Genomic DNA, 15,944 nt, shown 5'->3' with positions numbered 1-15,944 from the left:
AAACAGCAGGTGAATTCCAGCCTGTCTTTCACTCAGTCATCCAAGCCCCCAAGACTTTAGCATCCGGTTAAATTGCCGTATAGTGCTGCATATTTCTCCACTGGAACTTGTGTGATGAGCAAACAGTTTGCCGTAATCGGGAATCCTATTGAGCAGTCTCGTTCTCCAGAGCTGCACCATGCTTTTGCAGAAAAAACGGGCATAGATCTGCACTACAGCAAACGTTTAGCCCCACTCGATGGTTTTGAAGCCAGCGTCACAGACTTTTTTGCGCACGGTGGCAGTGGGATGAACGTGACTGTACCCTTCAAAGAACAAGCCTTTGCACAATGTCAGGTCCTGACTGAGCGCGCCAAAATGGCTAAAGCCGTCAACACCCTGTGGATGCAGGATGGAAAACTGTATGGCGATAACACCGATGGTCAAGGACTGGTAGACGCGATTCATGCCCTAGGTTGGTCACTGCAACACAGTCGTATTCTGATTTTAGGTGCTGGCGGGGCGACACGAGGGGTCATCTATCCGTTGGTGCAAGCCGGTGCCAAGAAAATTGTGATTGCCAACCGGACCTTAGCGCGTGCAGAACAATTGGTCGCTGATTTACAGCAGCATGTCCCTCAAGCGGAACTCAGCGCAACCGCGCTTACAGATCTCAATGGCGAGTTTGATTTGGTGATTAATGCCACATCTGCCAGCCTCAGTGGTGAAGCATTAATTCTGCCTGAACAACTGCAGTTCCAGCATGCCTATGAAATGGCCTATGGCAAACCCTCGAGCTTTCTCGAACAAGCCAAGGCTCGTGGTGTGCCGACTTCAGAAGGTTTTGGTATGTTGGTCGGTCAAGCGATTGAAGCCTTTTCCATTTGGAATGGGGTCAAGCCAGAATTAAAAGATTTTCTCTAAGCCTCTAAGCTTGCCTAAATACCCCTCATAAAAAAACCAGCCTCCATCGGCTGGTTTTTTATTTTTATCTAAAGGGCTATTTCTGATGCGTCACAATATCGATATAGGCTTTTTCATACAGATCGAAATCAAACAAGCCATCATAGTCTGTCGTTAACTGGGCAATCGATTTTTCTGAAAGCTTCTGCTTACGATCATCAGCAAAGGCTTGTCCCAGTACCGCTGCGGCACCGGTGAGCGCTTTGCTCTGTTCCGCATTCAAATCATAATCATCTTTGAACAGTTCAGCATAATAGTGGGCAAACAGGGCTTGCGGAGTTTTGTATTGTTGCATGCGTTTATTCCACGCTTGACGCTCTTCTGCACCCGCTGAAGCGTCTTGCACAATACGGGCAACGCTATAGCCCAAATCATCGAACTGGTCGGGCTCTAGCAATTTATGCTTTTGTTTCAGAGCATTCAAACGCGTTAAGGCTTTGCCTTTTGGCTCGTCTAAACGGTCATTAAAGCGATAAGCATAAACTTCAGCAATTTCATTCAATTCACTGTTGCTATAGTGTTGCATCAGTTCAGGGCGATGCGCTGACAGCATCAGCACAAATACCGCCTGATAAGTCTTCAGATAAGAACCGGTCTTGGCAAAGGTTTCTCCCGCCAATTCCGACAGTTGTTCATCAAAACTCAAGCTATCCCGCGCATTCTCCGCGACATTCTCCGAGATCCCTAAAGACTCGGTAAAACCTTTGATGGCATTTTCCAACATTGAGCCTTTGGTCACTTCTTCGACGGACTTGGCTTCACGTAAGGCTTTTTTATCAATTGGGGTGGCCTGTCCATAATTCGACACTTGCATGTCTATATGCACTCCCATCTTACCGATGGTGTCATCACTCAATTGCAACTGATAATCCAAATCGACTGCGCGACCTTGCGCATCTAAGCCCATAACAATACTGACCGGCATGTCTTGACCACTGTCTGCCAGTGCGGCCTGAATTTCGGCTTGGTGTTTGACCCACAAGGCTTTAAAGGCTTGCACATCGGTCAACTGCTCGCTGACATAAGGGGCAAAAATCGCTTGCACCTGTTGCATCGCGCTCAGCTTCTGTTCCAAACTCGAAGTGCTCGCTGTAGCTGGCGAGGTATTTTCAGCATCTTGCAGCAGTTTCACCCCATAATAGTCCCGACAGAAAGTCACATCACCAATTGCCAAATGTTTCTTGCTACCCAAGAGTGCTTCACAAGCCTGTTCAGACAATAAGCTGTTTTCTTCTGCCTCAACTGCACGGGCATCCACATCGGCATGGCTCTCATTCTCGGTATCGGCATACGCGGATTCAGCGCTATCACAGGTCGCCTGATCACCCCCACAATCTGCCTCCTCAGCCTCAATCCCATCCTGTGCGGCATCTTGTCCTGAATAAAGCAACTCATCCAAGCGTTCATTAATTAAACTGCTGACACGCTCTGATGAGGCATAGGCTTGGGCACTGATTGAACCACCCGCCTCTTCAGCGGCTGCGACGACTTTCTCGGCTTCTGCCGTTGGTGCCGCAGCATCTTCGCCCACAGAATCTGATTCAACCAAGCCCAAAACCTGCTGATTGAAATACGGGTTATTGATCTGCTCAAACGCACTCATCTGTAACATCAAGGTAGCTAAATCCCCTTGATAGCGAATTTTATTGCTGATGCCTTGTTGTTTTTCTTGTGCGGTGACATTCACTCGCTGTAGCTGCTTTGCATCCGCCAGTGCATAAGGTAAAGCATTGACTTGTTTCAAATAGTCGACCAACTTCGGCAGATTGACTCGTTGAATGTCTTGCTTATATTTAGAAAAATCAAGATAAGCATAAGAAGCCTGACTTTCACGATTGACTAGATACGGCATCAAGGCGAAATAGTTGGCATAGAACTTGTAGTTTTGGAAATCGACCACCATCGGTAACTTGGCTTCGACCAGTAAGGTTGGCTTCTGGTATTTCGCAACCAAATTTAACGAGGCCATTTTGTCTCGATAATGCACCGAACCATCATAGCTGATGTGCAAATCATTCATAAAATTCATGGCACCTGCAGCAATGCGTGCTGCCGATGAATCGCCCCTTGTGCCGTACATGGCATAAGGATGCTGTGCTGTGGCAATCGCATTATACAAGGCTTGTTTTTGTTGCTTATTTAACGATAACTTTTGCTGTTTGATATATTGATCTAACTGCTTTTGCAATGCCGGATCGAGATTTTGAGGGGGCTGTTGTGCCGCGTTGGAAGCCGTAAGCTGACTACGACTGGTATCGAATTGAAAACCCATCGTGCCACGATAATCATAACTCGGAGATTCGTACATGGCATTCACGCCAGCTGCCGCTTGTTGTTGCAAAGAGTTCTGCGTAGAAGATGCATTCGAATTGGATTTTATGACATGCTGGGAGCAACCGATCATGCTCAAACTTAAAAGACAGCAACTTAAATATTTTAAACGCATAGGTTTTTTTAAACCCCTTATTTATTTATACTTTAATACATCAAAAAATTTGATTAATTGATCAAAAGACCGCGGATACTGTAGCAAAAAAATACAATATTTTGATAACATTTTTTAAGTCAATTAGCCTTTCTGACATTTTTATTAGGCTACACTATCAATGTATTTTTATAACTAATGTGAATAATCAAATTATCGATTCGGATAATCCAAAAACTATTTCTAAATTAGGATTAATATCATGCCAGCATATAAAGCCCCGCTACACGACATTCGCTTTTTAATGAATGAAGTGTTTGATTACCCTGCACATTACAAAACTTTATCCAATGGCGAACTCGCCGATGCTGACACTGTAGACATGATTCTAGAAGGTGCGGCGGATTTCTGTGAAAACGTACTCTCCCCTCTCAACCAGTCTGGTGATGAGGAAGGTTGTCAGTTTGACAATGGTGAAGTGAAAACGCCAAAAGGTTTTAAAGAAGCCTATAACCAGTTTGTCCAAGGTGGCTGGCAAGGTCTGTCTTTCCCTGAAGAGTTTGGTGGGCAAAACTTACCGCAATCCCTCAACCTGATTAAATCGGAAATGATGGGTACTGCGAACTGGTCTTTCCAGATGTACCCAGGTTTAAGTATTGGCTGTATGAACACTATTTTGCAGTTTGGTACGGATGAACAAAAAAATCTGTATATGCCAAATTTAGTCGCGGGGACTTGGTCTGGCACCATGTGTTTGACTGAACCGCAATGTGGTACCGACTTGGGTCAAGTCAAAACCAAAGCAGAACCGAATACGGATGGTACCTATAACATTTCGGGCACCAAAATTTTCATTTCGGCAGGTGAACATGACCTGACCGAAAACATTGTGCATATTGTCTTGGCACGTTTACCTGATGCGCCTGCGGGTACCAAAGGTATTTCGCTATTTATCGTGCCGAAATTCTTGGTCAATGAAGATGGCAGCTTAGGTGAACGCAACCCTGTCACCTGTGGTTCGATTGAGCATAAAATGGGGATTCGCGCTTCTGCTACCTCGGTATTGAACTTTGACAATGCCGTGGGCTATTTGATTGGTGAACCAAACAAAGGCTTACATGCCATGTTTACCTTTATGAATACCGCGCGTATTGGGACGGCTATACAAGGTATTGCCCATGCCGAATTGTCATTCCAAGGCGCATTGCCTTATGCCAAGGAACGTATGTCGATGCGTGCACTTTCAGGTAAAAAAGACCCTGAAAAAGTAGCGGATGCAATTATTCACCATGCCGATGTGCGTCGCATGTTACTCACGCAAAAAGCCATTGCTGAAGGTGGTCGTGCCATGATTTATCATGCTGCGCAAATTGCCGATAAAATGGCGGATGCTTTAACACGTGGTGATACCGCAGCCTATGAAGAGCATGATGACCATTTAGGTTTCTATACCCCTATCTTAAAGGGCTTTTTGACCGAGTTGGGCTTTGAAGCCGCCAACCATGGTATGCAAGTGTATGGTGGGCACGGCTACATTAAGGAATGGGGCATGGAACAAATTGTCCGTGATGCCCGTATTTCAACTCTTTACGAAGGCACAACGGGTGTTCAAGCACTGGATTTGATTGGTCGTAAAGTGTTACTCACCTCTAAAGGTAAAGTGATTCGTGACTACACCGCTGAAATTTTGAAATTCTGTGGTGTACATGCACGCAATAAATACATGCGTCGTTTTGCATGGGATTTAACCAAGCTATGTGCACAATGGAATGCCTTAACCGTCCGCATTATGCTGGCAGCACGTAAGGATCGTGACATTGTTTCGAGTGCTTCTGTCGACTTCTTAATGTTCTCAGGTTATGTGATGATGGCCTACTTCTGGGCACAACAAGCTGCGGTGGCTTCTGCCAAACTTGCTGCGGGTGAAGGTCAAGAAACTACTGAATTCTATAAAGCCAAAATTAAAGTGGCAGACTTCTACTTTGAGCGTTTGTTACCACGCACTCAAGGTCATGCTGAAGCGATGGTCAATCCTTCTCGTACCATGACCTCTTTGGCTGCGGAACATTTTAGTTTTGATTACTAAGTTATAAACTCAATAAAAAAGACCGCTAAGGCGGTCTTTTTTATTCTTTACATCTCTTTTCATTTCTCTACTGAACTTCTTCCAATAAAGCTTGAGCTGCCATTTTACCCAAGGTATTCGATGCCAACGGGCTATCGCCTGTAATTAACTTACGGTCTTGAATACATTGTCCCGACATTTCTTTATTAACCACTTCAACACCCAGTTGTTCGAGGCGTTCCGCCAATAACCAAGGTAACTCCCCCGGCATATAACCAATATCTAGGTTTGCCCCTTGATCAAGTGCATCGGGGAAAACACACATTTTATAGCCTTTAAAAATATAATTTTCTGGTGCTTCATTTACAGCTGCTGCCAATAATCCTGCGGGTCCATGGCACAAAGAAATCACAAATTTATCTTTGGCTACCGCCCATTTCAATAAAGTTTTTAAGTCTTCACTTTGAGGTAAACCAATTAAAGCACCATGCCCACCAGGAATAAGGACAGCCAAATAGGGAGAATCCTCACCTAAACTATTTTTCAATACATCTGCAAGTTTTAAAGGCTTTTTAAACTGGGCTAAATATTTGTGGAATGTTGCTGGCACCACAGCATCTTCATGAGGCATCGCCCACATTTCAAGCTGGACAGGATTGCCTGATAAGGTCGCAATATCAATTTTGAAACCTGCACGATCTAAATGATACATCGGCAATAAGGTTTCTACAGGATGGTTGCCCGTAGAAAAGAATTTGCCATTTTTCATTAGCAAATAGCGTTCATCGCTTGCAATCATCAGAATTTTTTTATGCCCAGTATAAGGCGTAGGATAGTCCGTGCCATCAAAATCAGTTTTACTGGCAGTGTATTGAGAAAGTGAATAAGGTGAAGGGAAAAAGGCATTGTCTTCAGCTAAATCAGGGGTTGGATTACGGTCTTGGCTGGCCTGTACCATACGAATTCTCCTTTATTATTGCGTGGTTTTTTTCAATTTTTCGAAACCTAAAGTCCTGCACTACAGCGCATTTATTCAGCATAACAAAGTTTCACAGTGGCACTGTTTTAAGATGTAATTCGAAGCTTTTCTAACTAAAAAGAGTCTTAGAAATTGCTTGTTATTCACTTTCAATAGATTTTCCATCAATGTCATAAAGTTTTATTTCTCGTGCACCAGCACCCCAAAATAATTCTTTAAAAGCACGTATTTCAATACTTGCTAGACCATGTGGTATTGGCTCCATAATTTGTACAATGACAATAGGAGGTGTAATCTTAAAAAAAGAGAAACCTTGAGAATGATGCTTCATCAGGGCTTTTAACGTTGCTGAAGCCTGCTCAAAATCTGCCAAAACCATTCTGGGATGATGATAAGGCATTTTGGGTGTTTCTATTGCTTTGACGGTGTTATCCATGTCCATCAATTTCATACAGTCTTTATAAAAATGTATCCATATAGCTTTAGGATGGTTATTTAAATCATCTTTGATCATTTCTAGTTCTCAGTTCAAAAATTTATTGGATTAGAAATATTTTTTATAAATTTTCATATTTATCAGAATTAAAAACAATACGCATCATACCCAATATTTTATTTAAATCAGATCTTTATTTTGCATTCGATTTTGCGCTGATTTAGAAAGTAAAAAAGCCCGACATCCTGTCGGGCTTTTTTGTATATGTTGCTTAGGTATAACTCCTGTCGTACCTCACATCCTGGTGTTGAACTTATCATTATTGTTTTATGTTTTGGAACTTCCTGTTCTCTATGGCTCCATCATATGAAAAATTTTAAAGCTGACATAGACGCAATATTCTCTGATTTATGTCAGCCACAGCGTACAAAACTGCTCAAAACTCAACCCAAGATTTATCCGCAGAAATTGCGGATCATTTCAGAAACCGAAGCATTCAGCTATTGAGGGACAAATTAAAATCTGAATGGTTTACTAGCAACTCAATTCGCTACAAGTAACAGCTTCGCTCATGAAAACGCCGACTTGTTTCAATGTCGGCATTTTGTGCATTTTAACTTTGAATTCCTATTAAGCGCTTAATACTTAAGTAAAAATATAAATTCACTTTGTATCATAAGCATTATGTTCGAAAACCCAAAGCATTATAAAAGTTGTTTTTATGAATTGAGAAAAAGCATCATTTCTAAAATGAGAACAACTAATAGTCTGAAACCATACAATCACATTGATTGACTGAGTTTAAAAAATGCCATTCGAGTCAATTAAACCTATTGAATAGCAATCACAATTAAAGCAGAAGTATATATTACTGAATTAAAAGGTTTTTTATAGAAAAATTATTCTTTTATAAAAAAAATAAATATATATATTTAAAAACTTGATTATTTATATTTTTAGTGTATAGTTAACTTAACTAGAAAAAAGTCTTGTTTCGGTAAATCTTCCTTAAGTATCGCAGTTTTAGTCATAATCCTTCGTTTTTTAGATTTTAAGTCTCATTCTTTATTATTTCAAAGTTATAATCAGTCAATAAAATGACTAAAAAATTATTAAAAATTAGTAGGATATATTATGTCAAACTCAAATGTTGTTAAAGGTACTGTTAAGTGGTTTAACGAAACTAAAGGTTTTGGTTTTATTCAACAAGAATCAGGTCCAGACGTTTTTGCGCATTTCAGCGAAATCGCAAGTTCAGGTTTCAAAACCTTATTTGAAGGCCAACAAGTTGAATTCAGTGTCGCTCAAGGTCAAAAAGGACCGAATGCTGTAAATATTATTGCGATCTAAGTAATAATAGGCAGTAGTAAAAAGCACTCACGAGTGCTTTTTTAAACTTTAAAATTTGTTTTCAAAAACAAATAATCTCTAAAAAATAGGATATAAGTTGTTAAAAATAAATGATTTAATTGCAAAATCTAAAAATGGTACTGAAATTGTTGTTTCATTAATTCCCCTCAATAAAATGCAGAATACACGTCAAGGTTTTAAACAAATTGAAGTTGGTAAAAGAGTTCTGCTGGAATCTGGAATCGAGGTTGATTTAAATTTGGATGGTCGTACATTTTACACTTCTCCAAATCAATTGTTTAAATTGAACCACAAAGTTTCTTAGAGATAAAATTAATAAAACATCAATAATTTACTCTCCTACTACAATTTTATTAAGGATATATATATGTTTAAACAGAGTCTTAGCGTGAAAGATCAGTTTGGGATTAAACACACTATTCAAGCAACAGTGGATCATCAGTTTGCCAACACGCAATCTCATTCGAATATAAAACATATCACCGTTGATGGTGAAGATATTCGACCTAGTTTTGAAATGCTTTTTCAAAGTACCTTAAGTGGAAAAATTTTTAAAATTATATAGATAATAATTTGTGTTAGATCATTACGTGTTAGCTCAAGATGATCGAGATTCAATTTTAGAAAGTAAAAAACGGGCATCTAATTACAACAAAACCTTTATTTATCTGTACCAAAGTACCTGCTGGAAAGCCTGTACTTTGATTGAAGATCATTAACTTCTTTTTATCTATTTATTTTTAATTTGAAGATTAGACCATTTTTCTAAAATCTACTTAATCCACCTATTCACTATAAATCAATGAATTAAAATATAAAGCAATGCCCAATTAATCCTAATCGGGCATTTACAACCAATGCTCCGTATAGCCTGACGTCATTTTAAATCAGAATTTAAAATGACATTTCAATTTACAAGTTTCTCGTATTAAGCTTACAAAAACTCGTCCAGTACCGAATTTAAAAAGATATGCCCCTGTTCAGTACAAACCAAATGAGTGACATCATCCTGCATCAATTTTCGACGGCGTAAAGAAGCCAAGGTTTCAGATAAATCATCCAAACTCAAACCTGTACGTAACGCATAATTTTCTGCTGCAACCCCATCATTTAATCGCAACGCATTCATCATAAATTCAAACGGCAATTCTTCCGCTGCAATGCGTTTAAACTGCACATGCTCAGCAGGAACTTTGGCTAAATAATCTTTCGGTAAGCGGGTTTTCTGAAAGCGATACACGCCATCAGGCAACGTGACTTTACCGTGTGCACCTGCACCAATGGCCAAATAATCCCCAAATTGCCAATAATTCAAATTATGTGCCGAAGGTAATTCTTTCCGCCATGCCGAAACTTCGTAATTCACAAAACCTTGAGCTTTTAAATAGGCTTCACCTTGGGCCTGAATGTCTTCCAGCACTTCATCGACAGGTAAAATAGGTTGGGTTCTAAAAAACACTGTATTCGGCTCAATGGTCAGTTGATACCAAGAGATATGCGTTGCACCACTTTCAACCGCCAGTTTTAAATCGAATAAGGCTTGTTCTAAGGTCTGTTCAGGTAGGCCATGCATCAGATCAACATTAATGCGTTTAAAACCTGCGTCTCGCGCTAGACCAATCGCAGCAATGGCATCGTGATTACTATGAATCCGCCCAAGTTTTTGTAAATGTTCGGTATCAAAACTTTGCACCCCAAGCGACAGGCGATTAATCCCAACTGCCAAATAATCGGCAAAAGGATCATGTTCCAGCGTACCGGGATTGGCTTCGAGCGTGATCTCACAGCCATCTTCAAATGGCAATAAAGCTTTGAGCTGAGCAAATAACCAAGCATAGCCTTGTGCTGAAATCAGCGATGGTGTACCACCGCCAATAAAGACACTATGAATGCTGCGCCCTTGCGCAAAGTCAATTTGGGTTTTAAAGTCTTCCACCAAAGCCTGTAAGTACTGTTGCTCCAAGTCTAAAGACAGTTTGCCATCTGGCACCGCATGCGAATTAAAGTCACAATAAGGGCACTTACGCACACACCATGGCATGTGAATATATAAAGACAATGGAATATTTGCAGGAAGTAAATCAGCCAAGGACAGGACTCTAAAGCACAGCGGAAATCTTGCATATTTTAACATGACTGCATCAAGACTCTTATGAAATCTGTAGGTATTTGCATTAGACTGATAAAAAGATAAGAAGAATGAATGGTTTAAAATGATGAAAATATCGGGTCACTTGTTGTTTTTCTTGCCGCTGGCTTTCGGTATTGGCATTGCCATGACCTTTCAAACCGCAATTAACGCGCAGTTAAGAGAGCATTTATATTCCCCGCTACAAGCCGCACTGCTGTCATTTTGCATTGGTACTCTGGTTTTGGCCGTGCTGGTGCTGTTACAGCCAGTCAGCAAACCCCATTTACAAGATTTTTCCAGTATTCCATGGTACTTATGGCTTGGGGGATGTCTAGGGGTTTATGCCATCAGTATTAGCATCTATACTGCCCCTAAATTAGGTTTTCTCACGTTTTCAGGTTTAGTTATTTTTGGTCAAATCCTGACCTCGATGATCTTTGACCATTTTGGTCTCCTTGGTACCGACAAAACGCCTGTAAATTGGCAGCGTTTACTTGGTGGCGTCGTAATTTTTATTGGTGTGCTTCTCACTTTACAACGCTGAATTTATTCTGACCAAGCACATAATGAAGATGAGTAATTTTTGTGTCGAATGTCACCTCTACCCGTTATGAATTAAAACAACTTTTCCATTTAATGTTGCCCATTTTAGTGACGCAGTTTGCCCAAGCTGGTTTGGGTTTAATTGATACCATTATGGCCGGGCATCTTTCTGCGACAGATTTGGCAGCTATTGCGGTGGGTGTCGGCTTATGGATTCCGGTGATGCTGCTGTTTAGCGGCATCATGATTGCCACCACCCCGTTGGTGGCGGAAGCCAAAGGGGCGCGAACGCCTGAGAAAATTGCCACAATTGCGCGTCAGTCCTTATGGGTGGCGTTTATTTTGGGTGTGATTGCAGGTCTGATTTTACAGCTGATGCCATTTTTACTGCCAGTATTTGGCGTGCCTGAAAGCTTGCAAGCCAAAGCCAGCCTGTTCTTACATGCCATTGGTTTTGGTATGCCCGCAGTCACCATGTATGCCGCTTTACGAGGCTACTCGGAAGCTTTAGGCTACCCGCGCCCAGTCACTGCAATTAGTCTAATTGCCCTTGTGGTGTTAATTCCTCTCAATTTTGTCTTTATGTATGGTTTAGGGCCTGTGCCGGAACTGGGCAGTGCTGGCTGTGGTTTTGCCACCGCCATTTTACAATGGCTAATGTTCTTGACCCTTGCCACTTACATTTACAAAAGCAGTGCCTACAAGTCCACGCAGGTGTTTGCCCTGTGGGAAAAGCTGGATCAGTACTGGGTAAAACGCATTTTAAAACTGGGTTTACCCATTGGTTTGGCCATTTTCTTTGAAGTCAGTATTTTCAGCACCGCTGCCATTATTCTTAGCCCCTTGGGCGATACCATTGTGGCCGCCCACCAAATTGCAATTTCAATTACTTCGCAGTTGTTCATGATTCCCATGTCTCTGGCCATTGCGCTGACCATCCGTGTCGGCACCTATTATGGGGAAAAAAACTGGCCTGCGATGCATAGAGTGCAATTGGTTGGACTGGCTGCGGGAACCTGCTTTGCTCTTATGACCATGTTATTACTGTGGATTTTTAGGGCTGAAATTATTGCCATCTACACTTCAGATTACGATGTCGCACAGATTGCCATGTACTTGGTGTTGTTCGCGATTGCCTATCAGCTGATGGATGCTTGGCAAGTGAGTGCCGCAGGTTGCTTACGTGGAATGCAAGACACCAAAGGACCCATGTGGATTACCATGCTGGCGTATTGGGTGGTGGCCTTCCCTGTTGGCATTTATTTGGCCCGTTTTACCAGTATGCAAGCCGCAGGGGTTTGGGTCGGCTTGATTGTCGGTTTAAGCGTTGCTTGTGTGCTCTTGCTCAGCCGTTTATATCTAAATAACCATCGTCTAAAACAGTCGACTTAACCCACTCCCGCAATGACCTTGAGCCTCGTGCTCAAGGTCATTACAGACCATCTTATTCTGCTGTGCTGTTGTCGTAATGCAAATACCGCACACGTTTATCATCTAATCCGCGGCTTTTCTGCCAGCCTTTCACACGTCCCATCCAATCAAAAATCCCACCACTCTCGGCATCTTTAGGGCTGCATGCTTCCTATGCCAAATCCTGTATACGCATTATTAACAATTTAAAATAGGCAAATTCAAATTTAGCGCCTATGATCAAAACTCCCCCAGACCGAGATTTTCCGAGGAATACTGCATGGCTAAAACGACTCATACATCTGGTCGTCGCTTTATGAAACTTGCCAGCATGACTGCAAGTATTGCTACCAAAACCGTGTCCAATTCGATTAAAAACTTTAATGCCGATGAAGAGCAAAAAAATGCAGCACGTAGTAAGCTCTTTCAGGACATTGGGATACAAATTGCAGATACGCTGGGAGAAATGAAAGGCGCGGTGATGAAAGTCGGTCAAATTGCCTCGCAATATAAAGATATTTTCCCGCCAGAAGTAGCGCGGGCCATTGCCAAGCTGCAACGTCAAGCCCCCGCCATGCCCTTTGCCGAAATTAAGCAACAGGTCGAAAAAGAGCTGGGCAAACCGCTGGAACAAATCTTTAAGCATTTTGATGAGCAACCTTTTGCAGCAGCTTCCATTGGTCAAGTACACAAAGCCCTGTTGCCGCATGGCGAACAGGTGGTGGTCAAGGTGCAATATCCTGGGGTGGATGAAGCCTGTGAAAGTGACCTGAAACAAATTCGACTTGCGCTACGACTTATGGGCGTATTAAAAGTTGACCGCAAACTCCAAGATCGCCTATTTCAGGAAATTCAAACCAGCCTAGACAATGAGCTGAATTACCAGATTGAAGCGCAAAATTTAGAAGTTGCACGAACCTTTCACGAAAAGCTCGACAGTAAAATTATTATTCCCAAAGTCTATCCGGACTATTCCTCACGGCATATTTTGACTTTAAGTCTTGAAGCAGGCGAAAGCATCGAAACCGCCAGCACATGGTCACAAGACACCCGCAATGAGCTGGGGCGTCGTCTACTGCGTGCCATCGGACAAGAGATTTTCTATCTGAAGCGTTTTCACTGTGACCCTCATCCGGGTAACTTTGCCTTCCGTGAAGATGGCAGTGTGATTATTTACGACTACGGCGGGGTCAAAGTCTTGTCCAATGACATTGTGCATCACTTCAAGCAATTGATTCAGGCAGCGCGTCGGCAGGACATTGCAGAAATCGAACTTCAGCTAGATGCCCTACATGCGATTGCCGAACCGGGGAAATTTCCAAAAGACTTATATACCGCTTGGCTGGAAGTGCTGATGCGTCCACTGACCACGCATTATGACTTTGCAGAAAATTCCGCCAATTATGATGGTATGGAACTGGTGAAATCTTCATTGAAATATTGGGATGTGTTTAAACCTTCCCCTTATACCCTCATGGTGAACCGAACAGTTTCAGGACATTATTGGAATCTGGTTCATTTAAAAGTAAATGACGATTTAAATGATGTATTTGAAGCCTTAGTCCCTAGCCCGCAAGACTGATCCAGTGCGATGAAAAGACCGATGGCAACATGGGTCTTTTTATTTGGCTTATATATGTTATATTATAACATAACAATTAATGACAACTGAGGAGCTTGACCATGCGTCCCAATATCCATCCTGAATACCGTGAAGTACTGTTCCACGACACCAATGCCGATGCTTACTTTATTATTGGCAGTACATTACAAAGCGCACAACAACGCGAATATCAAGGCAAAAGCTATCCTTATGTCACGCTCGATATCTCCAGTGCCTCACATCCGTTTTATACTGGTGAAGTGCGTCAAGCCAGTAATGAAGGTCGTGTGGCGAGCTTCAATAAACGCTTCGCACGCTTTCAGCGTAAAGGCTAAGCAATTAATCTTGTTTTAAGTTTGACCTTCTAGACTACAACTATTCAGAAGTCTAAGTCCCTATCCTCCACTTAGACTTCTTTTTTTATGCCTAGGCTTTCAATGCGAAGAGAGAGGAAAAAATAAAATAACCGACCGCAAGCAGGAGAATACCGAGAATCACACTCGACAGAGCATAACTCACAGCCAACATGAGTTGACCTTCACGCATTAAATTAAACGTTTCTAGGCCAAAACTGGAAAAAGTGGTAAAGCCCCCCAAAATGCCGACCATTAAAAATAAACGGGCATTATTTTGTAAAGCGGGATAGTGCTGACTGCAAGCAAAAAATACGCCCGCCAAAAAGCAGCCGAGTAGATTAATGTACCAAGTTGCCCACGGAAACGTTGTACTGGATTTAATGAGAATACTGCCCAAACCATAACGAGAAACAGCCCCGATTGCGCCGCCGAGAGCCACTAACAGCCAATTCATGTCTTGATCATCAAAAATTAAATCCTCCCTGTTATGCTCTGCATCAAGTTAATTGTCAACGTCTGTCCCGCTGCAGTAGCGAATTTAGTCCAGAAAAATCATTTAGCTTTTGGCAAAACTTGCTATAGTCAGAACCCATTTTCACTGTGTTTGAGGACATTATGGCTCAGGATTTACTAGCACAATTACAGGCAGGCGAAGCAAAATTTGCAGATGTATTGGCGTATATTGAAGCACGTTATACCCACACCCCAACGGCATTTAAAAATGGTCAACAGCACAATGCTGCAACTGAAAACCAAGGCAGTGCCAAAGTGTTTTCCTTTGCTCAGCTCAATGATTTGAATCCAGAACAAACCTTGTCTTTATTTGCAGAGCACTATGCCGCAGTATTGGCAACGCCAGAAGGCACAGATCACCAAAATATCCGTCAATTCATGCAGCAAGGTTGGGCGGGCATTCAATTTGAAGGTCAGGCGCTAACGGCAAAATAATTGCAGTTTCTGCTCAAGCACTGCTGCAACTGATGTTTGATTGTTATGATCAATTCAGCCGAGCAGTGCCATCAATCGGTTTAACCTTTGACTTTTTCAATCCAGACAATCGAGCTGACGCGAAACAACTCACATGCGCCATCCCCCGTATCCGTCGGGGTTAAAGATGAACGCCACACCAGATCTTTGTCTTTAATTTCGACCAGTTCCCCTTGTAAACGTACCAAATCACCACGTCGAACCTGTTGAATCTGCTGCGCGACTTGCGGATTGGCAGGAATAATATGCATATTCGACACCATTTGCATGGCTTGCTCGGTCGGCACAGGAACTTTGTCCATTTTCCAGTTTAAATAGCGATCATACTGATTCACCGAAATATGCCGCGCAATTTCAGGTTCGGCAAACAGCCCCCAACTCACCGCATAATCAATCGGGGAAAACTTGGCTTGCTCATCATCCGTATAGATTTTAGACCCCAAAATCCGAAAATCCCCTTTAAAAACTTTGAGTACCGAAATAGATTGATCCTTGGCTATGGGAGGAAGCCCTTTGGCAATATTATATTCCGCAGAAGATGCATAGCTGCCTGTACTCAAAATACTGGCACATACTAATAGGGCTGCGAGTCGCATGTTCATGACCACCTCTTGCAATGCATTTCATCCTGTTCTAGTTTTAATCATACGCCTGAATTACAGCTTAAAATTTGCAGAATTGGTAACAATCATGAAG

At 42.1% G+C, this 15,944-nt stretch carries 16 protein-coding genes; 10 read left to right on the top strand and 6 right to left on the bottom strand.

Translation table 11 applies throughout. The annotated features are described in order from the left end of the window. Positions 1 to 114 precede the first annotated feature (114 nt). Entirely contained in the window at positions 115 to 903 is a 789-nt protein-coding gene (gene aroE, locus AC6CHI_RS07475; protein ID WP_498120433.1) for a shikimate dehydrogenase, read from the top strand. 76 nt (positions 904 to 979) lie between these two features. On the opposite strand, the gene AC6CHI_RS07470 is transcribed toward aroE, so the two are convergent. Beyond that, complete coding sequence (locus tag AC6CHI_RS07470) at positions 980 to 3,283, bottom strand: hypothetical protein (protein ID WP_498120431.1); 2,304 nt, start codon at positions 3,281 to 3,283, stop codon at positions 980 to 982. Between the two features lie 346 nt (positions 3,284 to 3,629). Here AC6CHI_RS07470 and AC6CHI_RS07465 point away from each other — a divergent pair, with 346 nt between their 5' ends. After that, positions 3,630 to 5,453 (top strand): acyl-CoA dehydrogenase C-terminal domain-containing protein, encoded by a 1,824-nt coding sequence (locus AC6CHI_RS07465; protein ID WP_498120429.1) that lies wholly within the window; start codon positions 3,630 to 3,632, stop codon positions 5,451 to 5,453. 67 nt (positions 5,454 to 5,520) lie between these two features. Here the strand turns inward: AC6CHI_RS07465 and hchA are convergent, their stop codons facing one another. Further along, positions 5,521 to 6,390 carry a glyoxalase III HchA gene (gene hchA / locus AC6CHI_RS07460; RefSeq protein WP_498120427.1) on the bottom strand — a complete coding sequence of 290 codons (870 nt, stop codon included), beginning with the start codon at positions 6,388 to 6,390 and terminating at the stop codon, positions 5,521 to 5,523. Between the two features lie 160 nt (positions 6,391 to 6,550). Next, on the bottom strand, positions 6,551 to 6,925 hold the full coding sequence (locus AC6CHI_RS07455; protein ID WP_498120425.1) for a rod shape-determining protein: 375 nt from the start codon (positions 6,923 to 6,925) through the stop codon (positions 6,551 to 6,553). Positions 6,926 to 7,981: 1,056 nt separating this feature from the next. On the opposite strand from AC6CHI_RS07455, the gene AC6CHI_RS07450 reads away from it, so the two are divergent. The 3 genes from AC6CHI_RS07450 to AC6CHI_RS07440 all read left to right on the top strand — a co-directional run bounded on the left by AC6CHI_RS07450 (position 7,982) and on the right by AC6CHI_RS07440 (position 8,783). Continuing rightward, a complete protein-coding gene (locus AC6CHI_RS07450; RefSeq protein ID WP_498120423.1) occupies positions 7,982 to 8,197 on the top strand; it encodes a cold-shock protein in 216 nt (71 codons plus the stop codon). A gap of 97 nt (positions 8,198 to 8,294) precedes the next feature. Then, entirely contained in the window at positions 8,295 to 8,522 is a 228-nt protein-coding gene (locus AC6CHI_RS07445; protein WP_458891701.1) for a hypothetical protein, read from the top strand. Between the two features lie 63 nt (positions 8,523 to 8,585). Then, positions 8,586 to 8,783, top strand: coding sequence for a hypothetical protein (locus AC6CHI_RS07440; protein WP_241626000.1), 198 nt, complete (start codon positions 8,586 to 8,588; stop codon positions 8,781 to 8,783). 369 nt (positions 8,784 to 9,152) lie between these two features. Here AC6CHI_RS07440 and hemW read toward each other — a convergent pair whose 3' ends face one another. Further along, on the bottom strand, positions 9,153 to 10,307 hold the full coding sequence (hemW, locus tag AC6CHI_RS07435) for a radical SAM family heme chaperone HemW (RefSeq protein ID WP_498120421.1): 1,155 nt from the start codon (positions 10,305 to 10,307) through the stop codon (positions 9,153 to 9,155). Positions 10,308 to 10,431: 124 nt separating this feature from the next. Here hemW and AC6CHI_RS07430 point away from each other — a divergent pair, with 124 nt between their 5' ends. The 4 genes from AC6CHI_RS07430 (at position 10,432) to AC6CHI_RS07415 (ending at position 14,240) form a co-directional block, all read left to right on the top strand. Continuing rightward, complete coding sequence (locus AC6CHI_RS07430; RefSeq protein ID WP_498120419.1) at positions 10,432 to 10,893, top strand: DMT family transporter; 462 nt, start codon at positions 10,432 to 10,434, stop codon at positions 10,891 to 10,893. 92 nt (positions 10,894 to 10,985) lie between these two features. Further along, entirely contained in the window at positions 10,986 to 12,284 is a 1,299-nt protein-coding gene (locus tag AC6CHI_RS07425; protein ID WP_458891964.1) for an MATE family efflux transporter, read from the top strand. A gap of 298 nt (positions 12,285 to 12,582) precedes the next feature. Next, a complete protein-coding gene (locus AC6CHI_RS07420; RefSeq protein ID WP_498120417.1) occupies positions 12,583 to 13,884 on the top strand; it encodes an ABC1 kinase family protein in 1,302 nt (433 codons plus the stop codon). 101 nt (positions 13,885 to 13,985) lie between these two features. Next, positions 13,986 to 14,240, top strand: a complete 255-nt coding sequence (locus tag AC6CHI_RS07415; protein ID WP_498120415.1) for a type B 50S ribosomal protein L31 — start codon at positions 13,986 to 13,988, stop codon at positions 14,238 to 14,240. 91 nt (positions 14,241 to 14,331) lie between these two features. Here AC6CHI_RS07415 and crcB read toward each other — a convergent pair whose 3' ends face one another. Further along, positions 14,332 to 14,715, bottom strand: a complete 384-nt coding sequence (gene crcB, locus AC6CHI_RS07410; RefSeq protein WP_498120413.1) for a fluoride efflux transporter CrcB — start codon at positions 14,713 to 14,715, stop codon at positions 14,332 to 14,334. Positions 14,716 to 14,876: 161 nt separating this feature from the next. Between crcB and AC6CHI_RS07405 the strand changes: the two genes are divergently transcribed. Beyond that, a complete protein-coding gene (locus tag AC6CHI_RS07405; RefSeq protein WP_458891706.1) occupies positions 14,877 to 15,209 on the top strand; it encodes a HopJ type III effector protein in 333 nt (110 codons plus the stop codon). An 80-nt stretch (positions 15,210 to 15,289) separates the two neighbouring features. On the opposite strand, the gene AC6CHI_RS07400 is transcribed toward AC6CHI_RS07405, so the two are convergent. Continuing rightward, positions 15,290 to 15,844 carry a hypothetical protein gene (locus AC6CHI_RS07400; RefSeq protein WP_498120555.1) on the bottom strand — a complete coding sequence of 185 codons (555 nt, stop codon included), beginning with the start codon at positions 15,842 to 15,844 and terminating at the stop codon, positions 15,290 to 15,292. Positions 15,845 to 15,944 lie beyond the last annotated feature (100 nt).

The organism is Acinetobacter sp. GQ146 (genome assembly GCF_059758585.1).
This window is presented reverse-complemented; position numbering and strand designations above follow the sequence as displayed.